23 protein-coding genes are annotated in these 21,842 nt (G+C 72.7%); 6 read left to right on the top strand and 17 right to left on the bottom strand.

Annotation, left to right across the window (positions count from 1 at the left end; translation table 11 throughout):
- Nucleotides 1-2: 2 nt before the first annotated feature.
- From GA0070603_RS26690 to GA0070603_RS26680, 3 genes are all read right to left on the bottom strand, one after another.
- The gene (locus tag GA0070603_RS26690; protein ID WP_091319269.1) at nucleotides 3-1,061 is read right to left on the bottom strand and encodes a PhoH family protein; all 1,059 of its coding nucleotides are present in this window, start codon (nucleotides 1,059-1,061) and stop codon (nucleotides 3-5) included.
- Nucleotides 1,062-1,191: 130 nt separating this feature from the next.
- Nucleotides 1,192-2,568: a serine hydrolase domain-containing protein gene (locus GA0070603_RS26685; RefSeq protein ID WP_091319266.1), complete on the bottom strand. Its 1,377-nt coding sequence runs from the start codon at nucleotides 2,566-2,568 to the stop codon at nucleotides 1,192-1,194.
- Between the two features lie 21 nt (nucleotides 2,569-2,589).
- Entirely contained in the window at nucleotides 2,590-2,940 is a 351-nt protein-coding gene (locus GA0070603_RS26680; protein ID WP_091319264.1) for a histidine triad nucleotide-binding protein, read from the bottom strand.
- A 94-nt stretch (nucleotides 2,941-3,034) separates the two neighbouring features.
- Between GA0070603_RS26680 and GA0070603_RS26675 the strand changes: the two genes are divergently transcribed.
- Nucleotides 3,035-3,805 carry an SDR family NAD(P)-dependent oxidoreductase gene (locus GA0070603_RS26675; protein ID WP_091319262.1) on the top strand — a complete coding sequence of 257 codons (771 nt, stop codon included), beginning with the start codon at nucleotides 3,035-3,037 and terminating at the stop codon, nucleotides 3,803-3,805.
- A 110-nt stretch (nucleotides 3,806-3,915) separates the two neighbouring features.
- Here the strand turns inward: GA0070603_RS26675 and GA0070603_RS26670 are convergent, their stop codons facing one another.
- From GA0070603_RS26670 to hrcA, 3 genes are all read right to left on the bottom strand, one after another.
- A complete protein-coding gene (locus GA0070603_RS26670; RefSeq protein WP_091319260.1) occupies nucleotides 3,916-4,650 on the bottom strand; it encodes a 16S rRNA (uracil(1498)-N(3))-methyltransferase in 735 nt (244 codons plus the stop codon).
- A gap of 1 nt (nucleotide 4,651) precedes the next feature.
- A complete protein-coding gene (gene dnaJ / locus GA0070603_RS26665) occupies nucleotides 4,652-5,794 on the bottom strand; it encodes a molecular chaperone DnaJ (RefSeq protein ID WP_208863083.1) in 1,143 nt (380 codons plus the stop codon).
- 74 nt (nucleotides 5,795-5,868) lie between these two features.
- A complete protein-coding gene (gene hrcA, locus GA0070603_RS26660; RefSeq protein ID WP_091319255.1) occupies nucleotides 5,869-6,891 on the bottom strand; it encodes a heat-inducible transcriptional repressor HrcA in 1,023 nt (340 codons plus the stop codon).
- Nucleotides 6,892-7,121: 230 nt separating this feature from the next.
- On the opposite strand from hrcA, the gene GA0070603_RS32430 reads away from it, so the two are divergent.
- Nucleotides 7,122-7,787: a DUF4870 domain-containing protein gene (locus GA0070603_RS32430; protein WP_091319252.1), complete on the top strand. Its 666-nt coding sequence runs from the start codon at nucleotides 7,122-7,124 to the stop codon at nucleotides 7,785-7,787.
- Nucleotides 7,788-7,835: 48 nt separating this feature from the next.
- Here GA0070603_RS32430 and hemW read toward each other — a convergent pair whose 3' ends face one another.
- Nucleotides 7,836-9,059, bottom strand: a complete 1,224-nt coding sequence (gene hemW / locus GA0070603_RS26650; RefSeq protein ID WP_208863082.1) for a radical SAM family heme chaperone HemW — start codon at nucleotides 9,057-9,059, stop codon at nucleotides 7,836-7,838.
- Between the two features lie 19 nt (nucleotides 9,060-9,078).
- On the opposite strand from hemW, the gene GA0070603_RS26645 reads away from it, so the two are divergent.
- Nucleotides 9,079-9,864, top strand: a complete 786-nt coding sequence (locus GA0070603_RS26645) for an enoyl-CoA hydratase-related protein (protein ID WP_091322319.1) — start codon at nucleotides 9,079-9,081, stop codon at nucleotides 9,862-9,864.
- A gap of 100 nt (nucleotides 9,865-9,964) precedes the next feature.
- The gene (locus tag GA0070603_RS26640; protein WP_208862951.1) at nucleotides 9,965-10,825 is read left to right on the top strand and encodes a hypothetical protein; all 861 of its coding nucleotides are present in this window, start codon (nucleotides 9,965-9,967) and stop codon (nucleotides 10,823-10,825) included.
- Between the two features lie 25 nt (nucleotides 10,826-10,850).
- Here the strand turns inward: GA0070603_RS26640 and GA0070603_RS26635 are convergent, their stop codons facing one another.
- From GA0070603_RS26635 to GA0070603_RS26600, 8 genes are all read right to left on the bottom strand, one after another.
- The gene (locus tag GA0070603_RS26635) at nucleotides 10,851-11,495 is read right to left on the bottom strand and encodes an MOSC domain-containing protein (RefSeq protein WP_091319248.1); all 645 of its coding nucleotides are present in this window, start codon (nucleotides 11,493-11,495) and stop codon (nucleotides 10,851-10,853) included.
- Between the two features lie 57 nt (nucleotides 11,496-11,552).
- Entirely contained in the window at nucleotides 11,553-12,383 is an 831-nt protein-coding gene (locus GA0070603_RS26630; protein WP_091319246.1) for a carbohydrate ABC transporter permease, read from the bottom strand.
- Complete coding sequence (locus GA0070603_RS26625; RefSeq protein WP_091319244.1) at nucleotides 12,380-13,366, bottom strand: carbohydrate ABC transporter permease; 987 nt, start codon at nucleotides 13,364-13,366, stop codon at nucleotides 12,380-12,382. The genes GA0070603_RS26630 and GA0070603_RS26625 overlap by 4 nt, the downstream gene beginning before the upstream one ends.
- A complete protein-coding gene (locus GA0070603_RS26620) occupies nucleotides 13,363-14,655 on the bottom strand; it encodes a sugar ABC transporter substrate-binding protein (protein ID WP_091319242.1) in 1,293 nt (430 codons plus the stop codon). The genes GA0070603_RS26625 and GA0070603_RS26620 overlap by 4 nt, the downstream gene beginning before the upstream one ends.
- Nucleotides 14,656-14,877: 222 nt before the next feature.
- Nucleotides 14,878-15,162, bottom strand: coding sequence for a GlsB/YeaQ/YmgE family stress response membrane protein (locus GA0070603_RS26615; RefSeq protein ID WP_091269914.1), 285 nt, complete (start codon nucleotides 15,160-15,162; stop codon nucleotides 14,878-14,880).
- A gap of 283 nt (nucleotides 15,163-15,445) precedes the next feature.
- Nucleotides 15,446-15,727: a GlsB/YeaQ/YmgE family stress response membrane protein gene (locus GA0070603_RS26610; RefSeq protein ID WP_091319240.1), complete on the bottom strand. Its 282-nt coding sequence runs from the start codon at nucleotides 15,725-15,727 to the stop codon at nucleotides 15,446-15,448.
- Nucleotides 15,728-15,967: 240 nt separating this feature from the next.
- Complete coding sequence (gene lepA, locus GA0070603_RS26605) at nucleotides 15,968-17,845, bottom strand: translation elongation factor 4 (protein ID WP_091319238.1); 1,878 nt, start codon at nucleotides 17,843-17,845, stop codon at nucleotides 15,968-15,970.
- Nucleotides 17,846-17,940: 95 nt separating this feature from the next.
- Nucleotides 17,941-18,477: a DUF4240 domain-containing protein gene (locus tag GA0070603_RS26600; protein WP_091319235.1), complete on the bottom strand. Its 537-nt coding sequence runs from the start codon at nucleotides 18,475-18,477 to the stop codon at nucleotides 17,941-17,943.
- A gap of 53 nt (nucleotides 18,478-18,530) precedes the next feature.
- Between GA0070603_RS26600 and GA0070603_RS26595 the strand changes: the two genes are divergently transcribed.
- Both GA0070603_RS26595 and rpsT read left to right on the top strand, forming a co-directional pair.
- Entirely contained in the window at nucleotides 18,531-19,511 is a 981-nt protein-coding gene (locus GA0070603_RS26595) for a phosphotransferase family protein (protein WP_244282615.1), read from the top strand.
- Nucleotides 19,512-19,827: 316 nt separating this feature from the next.
- On the top strand, nucleotides 19,828-20,094 hold the full coding sequence (gene rpsT, locus GA0070603_RS26590) for a 30S ribosomal protein S20 (protein ID WP_091319230.1): 267 nt from the start codon (nucleotides 19,828-19,830) through the stop codon (nucleotides 20,092-20,094).
- A gap of 186 nt (nucleotides 20,095-20,280) precedes the next feature.
- Here the strand turns inward: rpsT and GA0070603_RS26585 are convergent, their stop codons facing one another.
- On the bottom strand, nucleotides 20,281-20,742 hold the full coding sequence (locus tag GA0070603_RS26585; protein WP_244282614.1) for a hypothetical protein: 462 nt from the start codon (nucleotides 20,740-20,742) through the stop codon (nucleotides 20,281-20,283).
- Nucleotides 20,739-21,719: a DNA polymerase III subunit delta gene (holA, locus tag GA0070603_RS26580; RefSeq protein WP_091319228.1), complete on the bottom strand. Its 981-nt coding sequence runs from the start codon at nucleotides 21,717-21,719 to the stop codon at nucleotides 20,739-20,741. Before holA ends, GA0070603_RS26585 begins: the two co-directional genes overlap by 4 nt.
- Nucleotides 21,720-21,842: the final 123 nt, after the last annotated feature.

The raw sequence follows: 21,842 nt of genomic DNA, 5'->3' as shown, positions 1-21,842 counted from the left end.
GGTTAGCGGCGCCGGCCGGCCCGGCCGCCCTGGGCGGTCCGCCCGGGCACGGCGTGCACGCTCTGCGCCTGCTGGTTCTCCCGCTCGGCGTCCCAGCGGGCGTACGCGTCGACGATGTCGCCCACCAGCTTGTGGCGGACCACGTCGGAGCTGGAGAGCTGGGCGAAGTGCACGTCCTCGACGTTGCTCAGGATCTCCCGGACCACCCGCAGGCCGCTGGTCGTCCCGCCGGGAAGGTCCACCTGGGTGACGTCACCGGTGACCACGATCTTGGAACCGAAGCCGAGCCGGGTGAGGAACATCTTCATCTGCTCGGGCGTGGTGTTCTGCGCCTCGTCGAGGATGATGAACGCGTCGTTCAGGGTGCGGCCCCGCATGTACGCCAGCGGCGCCACCTCGATGGTGCCGGCGGCCATCAGCTTCGGGATGGACTCCGGATCGAGCATGTCGTGCAGCGCGTCGTAGAGCGGGCGCAGGTAGGGGTCGATCTTCTCGTTGAGCGTGCCGGGCAGGAAGCCCAGCCGCTCACCCGCCTCGACCGCCGGCCGGGTCAGGATGATCCGGTTGACCTGCTTGGCCTGGAGCGCCTGGACGGCCTTCGCCATGGCCAGGTAGGTCTTGCCCGTGCCGGCCGGGCCGATGCCGAAGACGATGGTGTGCGCGTCGATGGCGTCGACGTAGCGCTTCTGCCCCAGGGTCTTGGGGCGGATGGTGCGACCGCGCCGGGAGAGGATGTTGAGCGTCAGCACCTCGGCGGGCCGCTCGGCGCCGCCCTGCTCGAGCATGCCGACGGTGCGCCGGACGGCATCAGTGGTCAGGGTCTCGCCTTTCTCGATCAGTTCGAGCAGCTCGCTGAAGAGACGCTCGGCGAGGGCGTTGTCGGCGGGCGCGCCGGTGATGGTGATCTCGTTGCCCCGCACGTGGACGTCACTGTTGACCGAGCGTTCGACGAGCCGCAGGATCTCGTCGCCCGCGCCGAGCAGGTTCACCATGATCTTCTGGTCGGGGACCGTGATCCTGGTCTGCACCCGGGGCGGGCCGGGAGGTGGGGTGCCGGTCATAGATCGGGCCGTCGGGCCCTACGCCACCTGCTCTCGAACTCGGCGCCGGGCCCTGCTGGCGCGGCGGTCGTGACTCCCATCGTATCGGGTCAACACCGACCGCACCTCGCCCATTTCCGGCGGTAGGAGATCAACTGCCGGCGCGGAAGTCGTACCCCTCGAAGGTCTCCTGGTGCCGCGTGAACCGGTAGGTGGCCCAGTGCATCCGGACCACCACCCCGCGCTCGTCCCGGGTCAGCCGGAGCAGCTCGCCCACCTCCCGGCCGGCGACCGTGCGGAACACGTCCGGCCGGTCCGGCAGCGGGGCGAAGACCGAGGGGGGCTTGCCGGCCGGGTCGTCCGCACCCCGCGCCCGCAGCGCCCCGTCGTGCCAGGAGAAGACGTACTCGAAGCCCTCGCCCCACCAGCGGCCCAGCAGGCCCCGCAGGTGCTCCGGGGCGGGCGCGCCCGGCCGCCACGGCTCGACGTCGGCCGGGTCGTGCTCGGCGGCGGTGGCCAGCAGCCGGTGCGTCAGCTCGAAGACCTCCACGCCGGTGCCCGAGGAGCCGAGCACCGCGCAGCCCATCGCGCCCGCGGTGCCGTCACCGCCGCGCCGCCCGTAGACGGCGGCCAGGAAACCGGGCATCGCCCCGTCGTGCCCCACGTGCATCACCCGCCCCGGCTGCGGCACCAGGATCAGGCCGAGGCCGAAGCCGCCGGCCCAGAGCGTCTCGTCGGTCGTGGTCAGCGGCCAGCGCATCTCGTCGAGGGTGGCCGGCGCGAGCACCGCGCCGGCCGGGTCCAGCGCGGCCGGGTCGGCCAGGAAGGCCGCCCAGCGCGCCATGTCCGGGGCGGTGCTCCAGAGCTGCGCCGCCGGGGCCACCGCACCGAAGTCCGTGTTCGGCTCCGGCCGGGCCTCGTCGGAGTACGCGTCGACCAGGAACCCGGTCGCCGCCCGGCCGCCCGGCGTCGGGCCGGTGGCGGCCAGCCCGAGCGGGGCGAGCACCCGCTCGGCCAGCACCTCGGCCCAGGTGCCCCCGCGCAGCCGGGCCACCAGCTCACCGAGCAGGGCCATGCCGAGGTTGGAGTAGTGGTAACGCCGCCCGGTGGGCAGCACCCGCTCCACCCGGGCCAGGTCGGCGAGCAGCTCGGTGACGTCGGGCGCGCGCAGGCTGTCCCACACGTCGCCGTGCGGCTCCCGCTGGAGGCCCGCGGTGTGCGACAGCAGCCGGCGTACGGTCAGCTCGCCGTGCGCCGGCAGGTCGAGGTGCCGCCCGATCGGGTCGTCCAGGTCGAGCAGCCCCTCGTCCCGGCACTGCATGACCAGCACGGCCGTGAAGGTCTTGGTGACCGAGCCGATCCGGAAGACCGTCTCCGGCCCGAGCGGGGTGTCGTTGCCGGTCCCGCCGACCGCGCAGGTCCAGAGCGGCCGGTCGGCCCGGTGCAGGGCCACCGACACCGCCGGGATCCGCCCGTGGGCCTGCGCCTGCCGCACCATCCGGCCGAGCCGGTCATGCACCGTGATCATGAGGGCAGTCTAGGCAGCGGCTCACCGGCAGAGCATCGGGCCGAGCGGCGCGCCGCCGAGCAGGTGCGCGTGCACGTGGAAGACCTCCTGGCCGCCGTACGGGCCGGTGTTGAACATCAGCCGGAACCCGTCCACGGTCAGCCCCTCCTCCTCGGCCACCACGGCGGCGGTGCCGAGCAGCTCACCGGCCAGCCCCGGGTCGCCCTCGGCCAGGGTGACCACGTCCGCGTAGTGCTCCTTCGGAATCACCAGCACGTGCGTGGGCGCCTTCGGGTCGATGTCCCGGAAGGCCAGGGTGGTGGCGGTCTCGCGGACCACGGTGGCCGGGATCTCCCCGGCGACGATCCGGCAGAACAGGCAGTCGGTTCCCATCGGGGCAGTGTAAGGAAGGGCCCCCTGTTAACGCCTGCTGCATAGGAAGGGGCCCTTCCTAACCACGCCGGGCGGGTGCGGCAGGATGGCCGGCATGGCGGGACGGGCGGGACGGGCGGTACTGGTGACGGGGGCCTCGCGCGGCATCGGCCGCGCGGTGGCGCGGGCGTTCGCGACGGGCGGGGACCGGGTGGCGATCCACCACCGGGACTCCGCGGACCTGGCCGAGGCGCTGCGGGCGGAACTGCCCGGCGACGGGCACGTGGTGGTACGCGCCGACCTGGCCGACCCGGAGGCGGTCCGGGCCATGGTGGACGAGGCGGCGCAGCGCCTGGGTGGCCTCGACGTCCTGGTCAACAACGCCGGCGTCTACGGCCCGCGCGACCTGCCCCACCCGGTCTTCGGCAACACCTACGCGCAGTGGCAGGAGCAGTGGCGGCTGGTCCTGGAGACCAACCTGACCGGCGCCGCGAACGCCACCTGGTGCGCCGCCCAGCACATGCGGGAGCGGGGTGGCCGGATCGTGAACGTGTCGTCCCGGGGCGCCTTCCGGGGTGAGCCGGAGCAGCCCGCGTACGGGGCGAGCAAGGCGGGGCTCAACGCGCTCGGTCAGTCGCTGGCGCTGGCCCTGGCCCCGTACGGCATCGCGGTGGCGACCGTGGCGCCGGGCTTCGTGGCGACCGACATGACCACCACCCACCTGAGCGGCGAGCGGGGCGACGCCATCCGCGCCCAGTCCCCGTTCAACCGCGTGGCCCGCCCCGAGGAGATCGCCGCAGCGGTCCACTGGCTAGCCAGCCCCGAGGCGGAGTGGGCCTCAGGAACGATCGTCGACCTGAACGGCGCCTCCTACCTCCGCACCTAACCCCCCCCCCGCCCCCCACCCCGCCGATCTTGCAGTTGCGGCCCGGAAGGTGGGCGATATACGCCTTTTGCCGGGGCAGAAAGTGCAAGATCGACGGGGAGAGGATGGGGTTACCAGCGGGACAGGCGGGCCGAGAGCACGCTTAACGCGGCCACGCCGGCTGTCGACGTGCGGAGCACCGACGGGCCCAGGCGGACCGGGCGGGCGCCGGCCTGCTCGAAGGCCGTCAGTTCGGTGTCGGCGATGCCGCCCTCGGGGCCGACCACCAGGACGATCTCGCCCGCGTCGGGCAGGTCGACCGTGGTCAGCCGCTCCTCGGCCTCCTCGTGCAGGACGAACGCGGCGGCCGCCCCGGCGATCCGGCGGGTCACCGTGGTGGTGGACTCGTCGGGCGTGCCGGCCACCACCGGCAGCCACGGGCGGCGGGCCTGCTTGGCCGCCTCCCGGGCGGTGGCCGCCCACTTCTCCCGGGCCCGTACGCCCCGGTCCCCGCGCCACTGGGTCACCGACCGGGACGCCGCCCAGGGCACGATCTCGTCCACCCCGACCTCGGTCATGGCCTGCACGGCCAGCTCGCCCCGGTCGCCCTTGGCGATGCCCTGCACCACGACGAGCCTCGGGACGGACGCGTCGACGTACCCCCGGGAGGTGACCCGGAGGTCGAGGGTGCCCTTGCCGACCGCGCTGACCACGGCGGTGGCCGTGCCGCCCCGCCCGTCGGCGAGCAGCAGTTCCTCGCCGACGCGCAGCCGCTGCACGGTGGCCGCGTGGTGCCCCTCCGGGCCGTCCAGCGTCAGCGTGTCACCGGTGGGCAGCGCCTCGACCAGGAACAGCGGCGCCGACACCTCAGGCGTGCCCGTTGAAGGCGTCGCGCATCCGGGAGAAGAAGCCGCCCTGCTTGCTCAGCTCGGCGACCTCCTCGCCCCGGGTCTTGGCGAAATCGCGCAGCATCCGCTCCTGGTCGGCGTCGAGCTTCGTCGGGGTCCGCACGTCGAGGTGGACGTAGAGGTCGCCCCGGCCGGTGCCGCGCAGGTGCGGCACGCCGCGGGCCCGCAGCCGCAGCGTGCTGCCCGGCTGGGTGCCCGGCTTGACGTCGACGGTCTCCTCGCTGTCCAGCGTCTTGATGGTCAGCCGGGTGCCGAGCGCGGCGGCGGTCATCGGCACGGTGACCCGGCAGTGCAGGTCGTCGCCCTTGCGGGAGTAGACGTCGTGCGGCCGCTCGTGGATCTCCACGTAGAGGTCGCCGGCGGTGCCGCCGCCCGGGCCCACCTCGCCCTGCTGGGCCAGCCGGATCCGCATGCCGTCCTCGACGCCCGCCGGGATCTTGACGGTGAGCGACCGGCGGGTGCGCACCCGGCCGTCGCCCGCGCAGGTGGGGCAGGGGTGCGGGATGGTGGTGCCGTAGCCCTGGCAGACGGTGCACGGCCGGGCGGAGACCACCTGGCCGAGGAAGGTCCGCTGCACCGACTGCACCTCGCCGCGACCGCCGCACGCCTCACAGGTGGCCAGGTGGGTGCCGGCCGCGGTGCCGGCGCCGGCGCAGGTGGTGCAGAGCACCGCGGTGTCGACGGTGATCGGCGCCTCGACGCCGAACGCCGTCTCGTTCAGGTCCAGCTCCAGCCGCAGGATCGCGTCGGCGCCCGGCCGGGTACGCGGCCGAGGGCCACGAGCGCCGCCCGCGGCGCCGCCGAAGAACGCGTCCATGATGTCCTGGAAGCCGACGAACGGGCCGGCGCCGCCCGGACCACCCGGACCCGCGCCCCCGCCGCCCGGGGCGAGCGGGTCGCCGCCCAGGTCGACGATCTGCCGTTTCCGATCGTCCGAGAGGACCTCGTACGCGGCGTTGATGTCCTTGAACTTCTCCTGTGCCTCCGGGTCCGGATTGACGTCCGGGTGGAACTGCCGCGCCAGCTTGCGGTAGGCGCGCTTGATCTCGTCGTCGGAGGCGTCCCGGCTCACGCCGAGAATGCCGTAGTAGTCCCTGGCCACTGCGTTCGGTGTCCTCATGTTTCGTCTCGCGTTGCGCCGGTCGTCGGCCGGAGCCGGCCGTCGGCCCTGACTGGTCAGTTCTGGGCCAGCAGTTCGCCCACGTAGCGTGCCACGGCCCTCACCGTGGCGATGGTGCCGGGGTAGTCCATCCGGGTCGGGCCGAGCACGCCGAGACCACCCACGATGGTGGCACCCGGGCCGTAGCCGGTGCTGACCACCGAGGCGGCGCGCAGGTTGTCGATCTCGTTCTCGTCGCCGATGAGCACCCGGGTGGTGCTCGGCTCGGCCTCCCCGATCAGCTTGAGCAGCACGACCTCCTCCTCGAGCGCCTCGAGGATCGGCCGCAGCGAGCCCTGGAAGTCGAGCAGGCCGCCCCGGGTGAGGTTGGCCGTGCCGGCCAGGGCGATGCGCTCCTCGTGCCGTTCGACCAGGGTCTCCAGCAGCACGGTGGAGAGCGTGGCCATGGCCGGGCGCAGCTGCGGCGTGGACTCGTCGACCAGGGCCTGCACCAGCGGCGGGGTGTCGGACAGCCGACTGCCGACGAGCTTCTCGTTGACCAGGCGGCGCAGGTCGGTCACGTCCTCGGCCGGGACCGGCCCGGGCATCTCGACCAGCCGCTGCTCGACCCGGCCGGTGTCGGCGATCATGACGACCATCAGCCGGGTGGTGGAGATCGGCACCAGCTCCAGGTGGCGCACCTTGGAGCGGGCGAGGCTCGGGTACTGCACCACGGCGACCTGTCGGGTGAGCTGTGCCAGCAGCCGGACGGTGCGGTGCACCACGTCGTCGAGGTCGACCGCGCCGACCAGGAAGCGCTCGATGGCCCGGCGCTCGGCCGGGCTGAGCGGCTTGACCCGGGAGAGCCGGTCGACGAACAGCCGGTAGCCGCGGTCGGTGGGCACCCGGCCGGCACTGGTGTGCGGCTGCCGGATGTAGCCCTCCTCCTCCAGCACCGCCATGTCGTTGCGCACGGTCGCCGGGGAGACGCCCAGCTGGTGGCGCTCGACCAGGGCCTTGCTGCCGACCGGCTCCTGCGTGGCGACGTAGTCCTCGACGATCGCGCGCAGCACGGCGAGCTTGCGGTCGTCGAGACCCATCTCCCCACCTCCTGACGCACCTCGTCGCACCGGCGCGGGGCGTCCGCCGGGCGTCTGGCACTCGACTGTAGCGAGTGCCAGTCTACGTCGGCGTGCCCGCCGACGCGATGATCAGCGACGCACCTCCGGTGCGGCCCGCCGCACATCCGGCCCGCCAGGGCCGAACAGCCGGACATCCCGGGCGATCCCGCTCTGGTGCGCCCTTGCCACCGGGACCTACCGTGACGGCCATGACTGAACCTCCTCGCCCTCCCGGAGCGGGGGACTCCGGCGCCCCGCCGCCGGAGGCGACCCCGCCGTCGGCACCGTACGGCTCGTCGTCGGCGGACGAGCCCCCCACCGCACCACTGTCCGGGGCACCGGCGCCGGGCGGCTATCCCCCGCCCGGTGGCTATCCGCCGCCTCCCGGCGGCCAGCCGCCGTCGGGCGGTTACCCGCCCCCGGGCGGCTACCCTCCGCCGGGTGGCTACCCCCCGCCGGGCGGCTACGGCGCGCCGGGCGCCGGCTACCCGGGCGGCGGCGCGTACGGTGCGCCCGCCGGCTACGCCAACAACGACGACAAGACCTGGTCGCTCATCGCGCACTTCGGCGGCCCGGTGGGTGTCGTGGTCGGCGGCAGCCTGCTCGGCTGGGTGGCGCCGCTCATCGCGTTCTCCGCCAAGGGCCAGCAGTCCCCCACCGTGCGCGCGCACGCGGTCGCCGCGCTGAACTTCCAGATCACCTGGGTCATCGCGACGCTGATCAGCTTCGTGCTGGCCGTGGTCACCTGCGGCCTGCTGTTCTTCATCCCGATCATCGTCGCCCTGATCCCGATCATCTTCGGCATCATCGGCGGCGTGAAGGCCACCGAGGGCGTCCTCTACCGCTACCCGATGACCTACACGTTCGTGAAGTGACCGACCCGGCCGGCCCACGGGCCGGCCGGGACCCGGCGCGTCAGGCGATCAGGGCAGCAGGTCGCGCACGACCGCGTCGGCGAGCAGCCGGCCGCGCAGGGTGAGCACCGCCCGGCCGGCGGCGTACGCCTCGGCATCCAGCAGGCCGTCGGCCCGGGCCCGCTCGGCGCCCGCCCGACCCGCCTCGTCGAGCCCGGACAGCGGCAGCCCGGTGGCGAGCCGCAGCCGCAGCATCACGTCCTCCATGTGCGCCTCGTCCGGCGTGAGCACCTCCCGGGCCAGGCCGGGCGACTCCCCGGCGGCCAGCCGCTGGGCGTACGCCGTCGGGTGCTTGACGTTCCACCAGCGCACCCCGCCGACGTGGCTGTGCGCCCCCGGGCCGAGGCCCCACCAGTCGGCGCCCGTCCAGTAGAGCAGGTTGTGCCGGCACCGGGCCGCCTCGGAGCGCGCCCAGTTGGAGACCTCGTACCAGGAGAAGCCGGCCGCGCCGAGGGCGGCCTCAGCGGCCAGGTAGCGGTCCGCCGCCACGTCGTCACTGGGGTACGGCAGCTCGCCGCGCCGCATCCGGGCGGCAAGCCGCGTGCCGTCCTCCACGATGAGGGCGTACGCGCTGACGTGGTCCACCCCCGCCGCCACCACCTGGTCCAGGGAGGCGGCGAAGTCCTCGGCGCTCTCCCCCGGCGTGCCGTAGATCAGGTCCAGGTTCACGTGGTCGAAGCCGGCGTCGCGGGCCTCCAGCGCGGCGGCGGTGGCCCGGCCGGCGCTGTGCTGCCGGTCGAGGATCGCCAGCACCCCGGGCGCCGCGGACTGCATGCCCAGCGAGATCCGCGTGTAGCCGGCGGCCCGCAGCGTCCTGAGCGACTCCGGGGTGACCGTCTCGGGGTTGGCCTCCGTGGTCACCTCGGCGCCGGCGGCCAGTCCCCAGGTGCGGTCGATGCCGTCGAGGATCCGGGCCAGGTCGTCGGCGGGGAGCAGCGTGGGCGTGCCGCCGCCCACGAAGACGGTGTCCACCCGGGGCGGCGGGGTGTCGCCCAGCACCCGGCCGGCGAGGGCCAGCTCGGCCAGCACGGTGTCGGCGTACGTCTCGCGGCTCGCGCCGCCGCCCAGCTCGGCCGCCGTGTAGGTGTTGAAGTCGCAGTAGCCGCACCGGCTGGCGCAGAACGGGACGTGCACGTACACGCCGAAGCCGCGCGCGCCGACGGCGCGGCGGGCGGCAGCGGGCAGCGCCCCGTCGCGCGGGACGGGTTCGCCTTCTGGAAGGACGCCGGGCATGGCCACTAGTGTGCCCGGCATGACCTCTCCGGACGCTCTCGTGCGGGTCGCCACGGCCCGTGGGGTGACCACCCTCACCCTGGACAGCCCGCACAACCGCAACGCGCTCTCCACCCCGCTGATGACCGAGCTGCTGGCCGGGCTGACCGCGGCCGTCGCCGACGACGCGGTCCGGGCGATCGTGCTGGACCACACCGGCCCGGTGTTCTGCTCCGGGGCCGACCTGAAGGAGACCGCCGCCGCGTACGCCAGCGGGAGCGTGCCGGCCGGGATGCTGGGCGACGTGCTGGTGGCCGTCCGGGAGTGCCCGAAGCCGGTGCTGGCGAAGGTGGCCGGGCCGGCGCGGGCCGGCGGGCTGGGTCTGATCGCCGCCGCGGACCTCGCGATCTGCGCCGAGGAGGCCACGTTCGCCTTCACCGAGGTCCGGATCGGGGTGATCCCCGCGGTGATCTCGGCGACCGTGCTGCCCCGGCTGCACCCCCGGGCCGCCGCCGAGCTGTACCTGACCGGCGACACCTTCGACGGCCGGCGGGCCGCCGAGATCGGCCTGGTCACCGCCGCCGTGCCGGCGGACGAGCTGGACGCCGCCGTGGACCGCTACCGCGCCTCGCTCGTGAAGGGGGCGCCGAAGGCCCTCGCCGGGACCAAGGAGCTGCTGCGCCGCCCGGCCGCCACCGACCTGCGGGCCGAGATCGCCGAGTTGGCCGCGCTCTCCACCGGGTACTTCCTGTCCGAGGAGGGCCGGGAGGGCGTCCTCGCGTTCCGGGAGAAGCGGCCCGCGGCCTGGGTGCCCGCCGCAGACTGAGGCCGGAGGCACGGGTCGGCTACGGACCGTGAGGCGTCCGGTCGGCCGACCCGGAGACTGGAGTGGGCGACGTACGCTGGGCGGGCTGTCGGGACTGGGGGTGCGGGTGCGGACGCGTGGGGCGATCGTGGCATCGGGTGTGGTGGTGGCCGTGCTGGCCCTGCTCGGCGTCTGGTTCGTCACGAAGCAGTTCGGGCACCACCTGCGGCTGCCGCTGGCCAGCCGGACCTGCACCGTCCAGGCCGACGGGGAGGTCGTGCTCAGCGCCGAGCAGATGGCCAACGCGGCCACCATCGCGGCGATCGGCGTGCAGCGGGACATGCCCGAGCGGGCCGTGGTGGTGGCGCTGGCGACGGCGTACCAGGAGTCGCACCTGCGCAACATTGCGCACGGTGACCGGGACTCGCTCGGCCTGTTCCAGCAGCGCCCGAGCCAGGGATGGGGCACGCCGGAGGAGATCCGCGACCCGCGCTACGCCGCGAAGAAGTTCTACGCCGCGTTGAAGAAGGTCAAGGGCTGGGAGAAGCTGCGGGTCACCGAGGCCGCCCAGCGGGTGCAGCGGTCGGCCTACCCCGAGGCGTACGAGAAGTGGGCGGACGAGTCGCAGGTGCTCACCCGCGCCCTGCTCGGCGACGCCACCGGCGCGGTGGCCTGCACGGTCGGCCCGACGCCGACGATGCGGGGCCCGGCCGCCGCCACCGCCCTCCTCCAGAGCCTGGCCCTGGACTGGGGCCTGCCGGAGCTGAACTCGGCCACCGACCTGACCGGGCTCACCGTGCCGGCCGTCGACAGCCGCAACGGCTGGCGGTACGCCCACTGGCTGGTCTCGCACGCCGACGACCACGGGGTGAAGCGGGTCCGCTTCGGCGAGCTGGAGTGGACGGCCGAGCAGGGCACCTGGGCCAAGGTGAAGGGCGACCCGGCCACCCAGGTGCTGGCCGAGGTCTTCGCCGCGGCCTGACCCGGCCTCGCTGCGGGCCGGGCGGTCAGCCGGCGGCGGCGCCGAGGCGGCGGCGGACCTTCTCCCGCAGCGACTCGGGCAGCTCCGGCACGTCGAGCAGGCGCGGCAGCAGGTCCGGCTCCAGCGTGGTCGCCCGGAACACCTCGCCGATCGTCACGCCGTGCGCCGGCCGGTCGACCACCTCGACGGGATCGCCGGCGCCCACCTCGCCCTCGCGCAGCACCCGCAGGTACGCGCCGGGCGCGCCCCGGACGGTGAACCGCTTGATCAGGTCGGGCATGCCCCAGAACCCGGCGAAGGTGGTGCACGGGGTGCGGGGCTTTGTCACCTCCAGCAGCGCCGAGCCGACGGCCCAGCGCTCGCCGATGACCGCCCCGGTGACGTCCACCGCCCAGGTGGTGAGGTTCTCGCCGAAGGCGCCCGGCCGCAATGCCCGGCCCAGCTCGCCGGCCCACCAGCCGGCGTCCTCCTCGGCGTACGCGTAGACCGCCTGGTCGGGGCCGCCGTGGTGGGCCCGCTCGCCGATGAAGTCGCCGGCGACGCCGGCGAACCGGATGTCCACCCGGCCGTCGACGGGCCGCTTGTCGATGCCGCTGCGACCGCTCGGGTCACCCGCCCACTCCGCCTCGGTCACCACGCCGAGGTTCACCGCCGCCAGCCTGCCTGTCATGGCGGTCAGCCTAGGTGCCGCGGCCGGGCGCCGGGAAACGGGTTCCGCCCGCGCGCCTCAGCCCTTGACCGCGCCGGCGACCAGGCCGGAGACCATCCGGCGCTGGACCAGCAGGAAGAAGACGATCACCGGCAGGGTGAACAGCGTCGAGGCGGCCATCACCGAGCCCCACGCCGTGTCGTCCCGCCCGAAGAAGAACGTCATGGCCACCGGCAGCGTGTACCTGCTCTGGTCGTTGACGAAGGTCAACGCGAAGATCAGCTCGTTCCACGCGGTGATGAAGGAGAAGATGCTGGTGGCCACCAGGCCGGGCGCGACCAGCGGGAAGAGGACCTTGCGGAAGGTCTGGGCCCGGCTGGCCCCGTCGATCGCCGCCGCCTCCTCCAGTTCCTTGGGCACCGCGGCCACGAAGCCGCGGAGCATCCAGACCGCGAACGGCAGCGAGAAGCCGAGGTAGGTCAGGATCAGGCTGGGCAGGGTGTTGTAGAGGCCGAGCCGCTGGATCATGAGGAACAGCGGGATGACCAGCGCCTCCAGCGGGATCATCTGCACCACCAGCAGCAGGATCAGGAAGGTGGTGCGCAGCTTGAAGCGGAACCGGGCCACAGCGGTCGCGGCGAGCAGCGCGACCAGCCCGCTGAGCACGACGGTGGCCACCGCGACCAGCGCGCTGTTGAGGAAGAAGTCGGTGAAGGTGACGCCCGGGATCAGGTTGCCGGTGAGGATCTCCCGGTAGTGCTCCAGGGTCGGCTTCGCGGGCACCGGGCGCGGCGTGGCCGAGAAGATCTCCCGGTTGGGCTTCAGCGAGGTGGCGACCATCCAGTAGACCGGGAAGGCCGCGAACAGCGCGACCAGCAGCCCGGCGCCGTTGAGGGCGATCTTCTTCACGACTCGTCCTCCTGCCGGAGCACCATACGGACGTACACGCCGGTCACCACGAGCAGGATCAGGGTGAGGATGACGGCGATCGAGGAGCCCAGGCCGTACTTGGGCGGCGGCGAGAACGCCTCCGCGTAGGAGTAGATGGAGAGCATGAAGGTCGACCGGTCCTGGGTGCCGCCGGCCAGCACGAACTGCTGGGTGAAGACCTTGAAGTCCCAGATCGTGGAGAGCACCACGAGGATGCCGAAGACCGGCCGCAGCATCGGGAAGGTCACCGACCAGAAGACCCGCCACGGCCCGGCCCCGTCCACACGGGCCGCCTCCTGGAGTTCGCTCGGCACGCTCTTCAGGCCGGCCAGCACGCTGACCGCGATGAACGGGAACGAGTGCCAGACGACCACGAGGGTCAGGATGGCGAAGAAGAGCAGCGGGTCGTTGAACCAGCCGTAGCCGGTCCAGTCGCTGCGCCCGAACACGGCCGTGGAGAGCCCGTCCGGAAGCTTGTTGAACAGCCAGGTGACCAGGCCGCTGGTGTCGTCGAAGATCCACTTCCAGACGATGGTGCCGGTCAGCGCGGGCGTGGCCCAGGCCAGCATCACGCAGCTCGCCACGAAGGTGGCCATCTTCTTCCCGAGCCGGTTGAGCAGCAGCCCGACCAGGGTGCCGAGGATCATGGTGAGCACCACGTTGGCCACGGCGAAGAGCACGGTGTTGCGCAGCACCGTACGGAAGAACGGGTCGCCGAGGATCTGCGCGTAGTTGGCCAGGCCGACCCACGGCCACTCGCGGTCCCCCCGCAACTGCCGGACGCTGTCCAGCTTGTAGAAGGACATCATCACGACCTGGCCGAGGGGCCAGAGAAGCAGCACCCCGATGATGGCCAGGCAGGGCAGGAGCAACAGGTACGGGAGGCGGTCCACGCGGCGGCGCCGCCGCGCGGGGGTCTCCCGCGCGGCGGCTTCGCCGGTGGCCTTGGTCAGCGTGGTCACTTGGCGTTGAGAATGCTTTCCATCTCGGTGGCCGCGTCGGCGGTGGCCTTCTCGACCGTCTTCTGCCCCTTGATGACGGAGCTGTTCATGGCCTGGGTCACCGTCTTGGTCCGGCTCACCTCCACCCACTTCGGGGTGAGCGGGGTCAGCTTGGTGTTCTGCATGGCGGTGGCGAACGCCGCCATCACCTTGTCGTTGGCGTAGTTGCCGCCGCTGACCAGGTCCTTGTAGACCGGGAAGAAGCCGAGGCTGCTCGCGAACTCCTGGTCCTTCTGCTTGCTCAGCAGCACGGTCAGGTAGTCCCAGGCCAGGTCCTGGCGCTTGCTGTCCTTCCAGAGGGCGATGTCGGAACCACCGGCGAAGGCCGGGGCGGCCTTGCCGTCCGGACCGGGGATGGGGAACGTGCCCCACACCTTCTCGATGTCCGGGTTGTCCTTCTTCATCGCGCCGCCCTGCCAGCTACCGGCGAACGCCATGGCGGCCTTGCCGGTGGCGAACTGGGTACGGGCGTCGACCTCGTTCCAGCCGGCGGCCGCCGGCGGGGCGACCTTGTGCACGGTCACCAGGTCGGTCCAGAACTTGACCGCCTTCTGCGCCTCCGGCGTGTTGTAGCCGGACTTCCAGCTGTCGCCGTCCTTGGTGGCGATCTCCGCGCCGGCGGCCCAGAGGAAGGAGTAGAACGGCAGCTCGGAGTTGCCGGGCAGCGCGATGCCGTAGGTGCCCGGCTTCTTGGCCTGAACGGCCTTCGCGGTGGTGACCAGTTCGTCCCAGGTCGTCGGCGGCTTCACGCCCGCCTCGGCGAACCAGTCGGTGCGGTAGTAGATGGCGCGGACGCCGGCGTACCACGGGACGCCGTACTGCTTGCCGTCGAGCTGGGCGTTCTTCACCAGGTCGGGGAGGATGTCCTTCCCCTCGGACCAGCTGTTGAACTTGCCCGAGACGTCGGCGAGGGCCTCCTGCGCCGCCCAGCCCTGGGTCTCGGTGTTGCCCAGCTCGGTGACGTCCGGCCCCTCGCCGCCGGCGAGCGCGGCCTGGAACTTCTTCGGCGCCTCGAGCCAGGGGATGTACTGCACCACGACGTCGGTCTCGGGGTGCTTCTTCTTGAACTCCGCCTCGACGCCGTCGAGGAACTTGGTCTGGGCGTCGCCGCCCTCACCCATCATCCAGACCGTCAGCTTGCTGTTGTCCGCGGCCTTGTCGTCGTCGTCGGAGCCACCGCATCCGGACAGCACCATCGCGGCCGACGCCACGATGGCGGTGACCGGAGCCAGCCGCTTCCACCTGTTCACGCCATATCTCCCTCGGGGCCGGTTGGCACTAACCTTCTCCGCCGCACCTTAGTAGGAAAATTTCCTTTACAACAGGGGGTACTCGCGGCGGACGGCCGTGGCGACCGTATCGCAGGCGTGCGCCCGGGCGGCAGGGGTGCCGTCCGGGCAGCTCAGGCGGACATGGAAGCGGGCGCCCGACCGGTCGGTCGGGCGCCCGCTGGAGCGCTCAGGGGGATGAGGTCAGTAGCGCGAGACGCCGCGGCGACGCCCCACACCGGCCACCAGGGCCACGCCGATGGCGGCGAACAGAACCTGCAGCAGCAGCTCCCGCCAGTCGATGCCGGCCGTGTCGGCGAAGCCGGACGCCCGGGCGACGATCGTGCCCAGCAGCGCGGCGCCGACGCCGATCAGCATGTGCAGCCACATCGGCATGTTCTGACGGCCCGGGACGACCAGGCGGCCCAGAGCGCCGACGATCAGACCAACGATGAGCGCGGTGATGATGCCCCAAACGGTGAGCTCCACGGTCGCCCTCCTTCTCTCAGAATGAGTCACACGGGATCGTGTGGTTCCTGTCGTGACCGCTAAGTTCCCGACCCGCCGAAAATCCAAACCGACTCCGGTGACGAATTGCTCCGGAGGGCTCTGAGCTGGTCTTTCGTGGCCGAATCCGGGCGCCGGGAGGCGAGCGGCCGGCCATTTCCCGCGCTGACCCCGTTCAATGCCCGTTCACCGGCCGGGCGCAAACGCCAGCGGGCGCCCGACCGTCCGGTCGGGCGCCCGCTGAGGCGCTTCGAGGGGTGTTGCGTCAGTAGCGCGAGACGCTGCGGCGACGGCCCACGCCGGCCACCAGGGCGACGGCGATGGCGGCGAGCACGACCTGGACCAGCAGCTCCATCCAGTCGATGCCGGAGGTCTCGGTGGCGATGCCCATGGCGCGGGCCAGGACGGTGCCCAGCAGCGCGGCGCCCACGCCGATCAGCATGTGCAGCCACATCGGCATGTTCTGGCGGCCCGGAACGACCAGGCGGCCCAGCGCACCGACGATCAGACCAACGACGAGCGCGGTGATGATGCCCCAGACGGTCACGGTTGTCTCCTTCTAAGAGGTTTCACACGGTCTGTGTGGTTCCTGTCGTGACCGGTAAGTTCCCGAGCCGCCGAAAAACCAAACCGACCCACTCCCCGCCCCGCCCAGCGCCAGCCCCGGCCCGGCGTGAAGGGCCGCAGGTGGGAGCGGTTTCGCACGGCCCGCCGCCGAGGAAAAAATCTCCGGGTACGCGGACGGCCGGCGCCCCGCGACGGGGGCGCCGGCCGTGGCGTCAACGCGTTACTTCTTGCCGGCGGGCTTGCCGTCGCCGGAGTCGGAGGAGAGCGCGGCGATGAAGGCCTCCTGCGGGACCTCCACCCGGCCCACCATCTTCATCCGCTTCTTGCCCTCCTTCTGCTTCTCCAGCAGCTTGCGCTTCCGGCTGATGTCACCGCCGTAGCACTTGGCGAGCACGTCCTTGCGGATGGCGCGGATGGTCTCCCGGGCGATCACCCGGCTGCCGATGGCCGCCTGGATCGGCACCTCGAACTGCTGGCGCGGGATCAGCGAACGCAGCTTCGCCGCGATCGTGGTGCCGTAGTTGTACGCCTTGTCCTTGTGCACGATCGCGCTGAACGCGTCCACCGGCTCGCCGTGCAGCAGGATGTCGACCTTGACCAGGTCGGACGCCTGCTCGCCGGAGGGCTCGTAGTCCAGCGACGCGTAGCCCTTGGTCCGGCTCTTGAGCTGGTCGAAGAAGTCGAAGATGATCTCGGCCAGCGGGAGGGTGTAGCGCAGCTCCACCCGGTCGGCGGAGAGGTAGTCCATGCCGAGCAGGCTGCCCCGCCGGCCCTGGCACAGCTCCATCACCGCGCCGACGTAGTCGTTCGGGGTGAGCACCGTGGCCCGCACCGTGGGCTCGTACACCTCGGCGATCTTGCCGGTCGGGTACTCGCTCGGGTTGGTCACCACGATCTCCTCGCCGTCCTCCTGGATGGCCCGGTAGACCACGTTCGGCGCGGTGGAGATGAGGTCGAGGTTGAACTCCCGCTCCAGCCGCTCCCGGATGATCTCCAGGTGCAGCAGGCCGAGGAAGCCGCAGCGGAAGCCGAAGCCGAGGGCACCCGAGGTCTCCGGCTCGTAGACCAGGGCGGCGTCGTTGAGCTTGAGCTTGTCCAGCGCCTCACGGAGGTTGGGGTAGTCGGACCCGTCGATCGGGTAGAGGCCGGAGTAGACCATCGGCTTCGGGTCCTTGTAGCCCCCGAGCGCCTCCTTGGCCGGGTTGGCGTTGATGGTGACCGTGTCACCCACCCGGGACTGGCGGACGTCCTTCACACCGGTGATCAGGTAGCCCACCTCACCGACGCCGAGCGCGTCGGCCTTCACCATCTCCGGGGAGATGACGCCGATCTCCAGCAGCTCGTGGACGGCGCCCGTGGACATCATCTTGATCCGGTCCCGGGCGCTGATGAGGCCGTCGACCACCCGGACGTAGGTGACCACGCCGCGGTAGACGTCGTAGACCGAGTCGAAGATCATGGCGCGGGCCGGGGCGTCGGCCTTGCCGACCGGAGGCACGAACTGCCGGACGATCTCGTCGAGCAGGTGCGGCACGCCCTCACCGGTCTTGCCGGAGACCTTGATGCAGTCCGCCGGGTCGCCACCGATCAGGTGGGCCAGCTCCTCGGCGTACTTCTCCGGCTGCGCGGCCGGCAGGTCGATCTTGTTGAGCACCGGGATGATGTGCAGGTCGTTCTCGAGCGCCAGGTAGAGGTTCGCGAGGGTCTGCGCCTCGATGCCCTGGGCGGCGTCGACGAGCAGGATGGCGCCCTCGCAGGCCGCCAGGGAGCGGGACACCTCGTAGGTGAAGTCCACGTGGCCCGGGGTGTCGATCATGTTGAGCACGGCGGTCTCGCCGGCCCGGTCGCCCTCGCGGATGGTCCACGGCATCCGGACGGCCTGGCTCTTGATGGTGATGCCGCGCTCGCGCTCGATGTCCATCCGGTCGAGGTACTGCGCACGCATCTGCCGGGGGTCGACCACGCCGGTGAGCTGCAGCATCCGGTCGGCCAGGGTCGACTTCCCGTGGTCGATGTGGGCGATGATGCAGAAGTTCCTGATGCGCGCCGGGTCGGTGGCACCAGGAGCGTTAGCGCCGGGATCGAGCGTCGGTGGCACAGCTGTCCGTTCTGGTCGGCTGACGTGAGCGGGCCGGCGCGCCGCCGGCCCCCTCTATGCTCCCACGTCGTCCGGGGCGCGCCGGTGCTCCCCCGTCACTCCTCGGGTGGCTCGACGAAGAGAGTGGCGAGCTTCGGCAGGCGGCGCCGCGCCTCCTCCTCGTCGTCGAAGTCCCAGAAGTCGTTCAGGTCCGGCGCCCGCACCGGGTCCCGGTCCGCCGGCAGGTCGGCCGCGGTGGCCTTCCGGTACGCCTCCCACGGCACCGCCAGCATGTCCTCGCACTCGAACTCCTCGCCGCTGAGCGCGGCGGACCGGACCTGCGGCAGCTCCGCGAGGGAGTCCGGGTCGGCGACCGCCCGGGCGAACACCGCCCGGCCCTGGGTCATCAGCCAGCCCCGGAAGTACTCGAAGCCGTCGTCCGAGGCGCCGCCGTTGATCAGGTAGGCCGCGCCCCAGAGGTCGACCTTGTACGACGCGGCGAGCACCCGCTGCTGGTGGTGGGCGTACCCGACGATCTCCTCCGGGTCCCGCTCGGCGAGCAGCGCCACGGCCCGGGCGGCGACCGCCGCGGGCTCTCCCCCGCCCCCGGCCCGGGCGTCGTCGATCAACTGCCAGAACTCGTCGGTCCTCATGGCTGGCCAGTCTGGCAGAGCACACCGACGTCCCGGTGCGGCAGCATGGGCGGGTGCCCGCGATCTCGCTGCCCCCGGTGCCGTACGACGCCACCGCCGACCGGCCGGACTGGGCCGAGCTGCCCGCCGGGCTGCGGGACGCGCTGGCCGCCCGGCTCGGCGGGCACCCGGTGACGGTCCGCCCGGCCGGTGCGGGCTTCACGCGCGGCTTCGCCGCCGTGCTCACCGGCCCCACCGGCGAGCCCGTCTTCGTGAAGGCGGCGGCCCTCGCCGAGCAGCGGCACCTGGTCGACTGGTACGCCCACGAGGCCGCCGTCCTGGCCCGGCTCCCCGCCGGCCTGCCGGTCCCCCGCCCGCGCTGGGCGCTCACCGAGGCCGGCTGGTACGCGCTCGCCCTGACCGCTGTCGACGGGCACACGCCCCGGCTGCCCTGGGAGCCGGCCGAGCTGGACGCCGCCCTCACCGCGTACGCCGAGGTGGCCGCCGCGCTCGCCGCGCCGCCCGCGGACCTCGTGGCGCTCGGGTTGCCGCGCCTCGCCGACCTGGCCCGCGACGACATCCTCTGGTGGGGCGAGGTGGCCGCCGGCCGCGAACCGGCGCCCGCGCTACCGCCCTGGGCGCCGCTGCCCGAGCTGGCCGCGCTGGAGTCCCGCCTCCCTGGCTACGCCGACGCCGCCCCCGGCCTGGCCCACTGCGACCTGCGGGTGGACAACGTCCTGCTGGACGCCGCCGGCCGGGCCTGGATCTGCGACTGGAACTGGCTCTGCCACGGGCCGGCCTGGTTCGACCTGGTCACCCTGCTGATCACCGGGTACGCCAGCGGCCTCGACGCGAACGCTGCCTTCGCCGGCCACCCGGCCGCCGCCGGCGCCCCCGCCGACGCGCTGGACGTGACCCTCGCCGCACTCTCCGGCTACCTCCTCACCGGCGCCGCCGCCGGCCCGTCCACCGCGTCCCCGCACATCCGGGCCCACCAGCGCTGGAGCGGCGAGCAGGCCCTGTCCTGGCTCGCCGCCCGCCAGGGCTGGACGTGAGCGTGCGCGGCTCGATGCGGGCGGCTGTACGCGGCTCGATGCTGCGGGGCTCTACGCGGGGCTGCGGTGCGGGGCTCTGCGCGGGGCTGCGGTCCGGGGCTCCGCGCGGGGCTGCGGTGTGGGGCTCTGCGCAGGGCGGCGGTGCGCGGCCCGATCGGGCGGCGGGCCGGGTTGAGCAGGGCGGACGCCCCGGGGCACCGGAGGCGTTTTGGCTCGCCGCCGGGCGACCTGGTAACCTGGCTTTTCGCGCGGCGATGGCGCATGTCCGCCGTGCGTGAAAGCAGACCAACCCGAGCTATCAAGACGAGGCTGTCGCGTGGCGAACATCAAGTCCCAGATCAAGCGCAACCGGCAGAACGAGAAGCGCCGGCTGCGTAACAAGTCGGTCAAGTCGTCGCTGAAGACCGCCATCCGGAAGTTCAACGAGGCTGCCGAGGCGGGCGACACCGAGAAGGCCACCACCCTGATGCGTGAGGCCACCCGCAAGCTGGACAAGGCTGCCAGCAAGGGTGTCATCCACGCCAACCAGGCGGCCAACCGGAAGTCGGCGATCGCCAAGCGCGTCGCCTCGTTCTCGGCCTGACGAGCGCCTCAGACCTGACCGGAAGCCCCGGGGTTACCGCCCCGGGGCTTCCGGCCGTCTGCGTTCGGGTAACCGGCCGTCGGAACCACTCCTGATCGGCTCGACTCCCGGTCCGGCAGCCGACGACCGAGTGCCGGCCGGGAGCTTGCCGCGACTCAGATACGGGTCGTGCCGGGTCGGGGCCGGTCAGCGGTACGGATCGTGCCGGGCCGGGTCCGGCCAAGGCTCGATGTCGGAGGGCGGGTCGGCGGGACGGCTCGCTCGCACCCTCGGGTCGCCGGCCAGGGACACCCCGCCGGGCAGAGCCCGGGCAGTGGACGGCACGCTGGCCCGGCCGACCACCGGCTCCATCTGCCGGCGGAAGCGGTCCCGTTCCTGCTCCGGCACCTGCGCCGCGGTGCGGATCACGATCTCGGCGACCATGTCGTTGAGCTTCACCATGGCCGCCACCGCCGCCGGCAGCACCAGCACCGCCCACCAGGTCACCAGTTCGGCGAGGGCGAGCAGCACGGCCAGCGCCACGGCGCCCTCGAAGAAGAGGAAGCACAGCACCCCGCCGGGGTTGACGAAACGCAGCCCGAGGACCCGGGCGTAGAGCGGCCGGTACCGCTCCTCGTCCGTCGGGACCGTCGACCACGTTCGGGTCACCGGCCGCCGCCCTGCCGCGCCGCGGCCACGGAGAAGACGGCCCGCTCCAGCGCGTACGCCCGGTCGTCGGCGCCGCCCTTGACGGCGGCGTTGCACTCGGCGGCGGCGCGCATGGCCTCCACGAGGCCCTCCGGCGTCCAGCCCCGGCCCTGCCGCTGGGCCCGCTCGATCTTCCAGGCCGGCATGCCCAGGCTGCTCGCCAGTTGGTAGGGGCTCCCCCGCCCGGCCGAGGCGACCCGGGCGACGGTCCGCACCCCGTCGGCGAGGGCGTCGGCGATCGGCACCGGGTCGACGCCGACGTGCAGCGCCCAGCGCAGCGCCTCCAGGGCGCCGGGGACGTCACCGACCATCGTCGCGTCGGCCACCGTGAAGCCGGTCACCTCGACGCGCCCCCGGTAGTAGCGGGACACCGTGTCGGCCCCGATCCGCCCGTCGGTGTCGGCGACGAGCTGGGAGCAGGCGGCGGCCAGCTCACGCAGGTCGGTGCCGACGGCCGCGATCAGCGTCTCGGCCGCGTCCTCGGTGCACTTGCCGCCGAGGCGGCGGATCTCGTCCCGGACGAACGCGACGCGCTCCCGATGACCCTTGAGCTTCACCGCCGGCACCACTGTCGCGCCGGCGGCCCGCAGCCCGTCGGCGAACGCCTTACCCTTCGCGCCGCCCAGGTGCAGCACCACGAGCTGCACGTCCGGGTCCGGGTTCTTCGCGTATCCGAGCAGGGCGGTGACCAGGTCCTTGCGGGCGTCCTGTCCGGCACGGAGCACGAGCACCCGGCGGCCGCCGAACAGCGACGGGCTGAGCATCTCGGCGATCTCGCCCACCGCCAGCGAGCCGGCCTGGTACTCCCGGACGTCCACATCCGGGTCGACGCTGCGGGCTCGGGCGACGGCTTCGGAGACGGCTCGCGTGGCGAGCAGCTCCTCGTCGCCGAGGACGAGCAGAATGGGGGGCAGGCTGGCGGGGGTCACGTCGCCCATATTCGCACGGCCTCCGACCGGATCGTGCCTGGTCATCGGGGACTGTGACGGCACGGCCCGCACTCAGCGCAAATCCAGACATTTGAGTCGATCTACCAGCTATCCCAATAAGCCGCCTCGATT

Origin of the sequence: Micromonospora chersina, from assembly GCF_900091475.1 — a bacterium.
GTDB lineage: Bacteria > Actinomycetota > Actinomycetes > Mycobacteriales > Micromonosporaceae > Micromonospora > Micromonospora chersina.
This window is presented reverse-complemented; position numbering and strand designations above follow the sequence as displayed.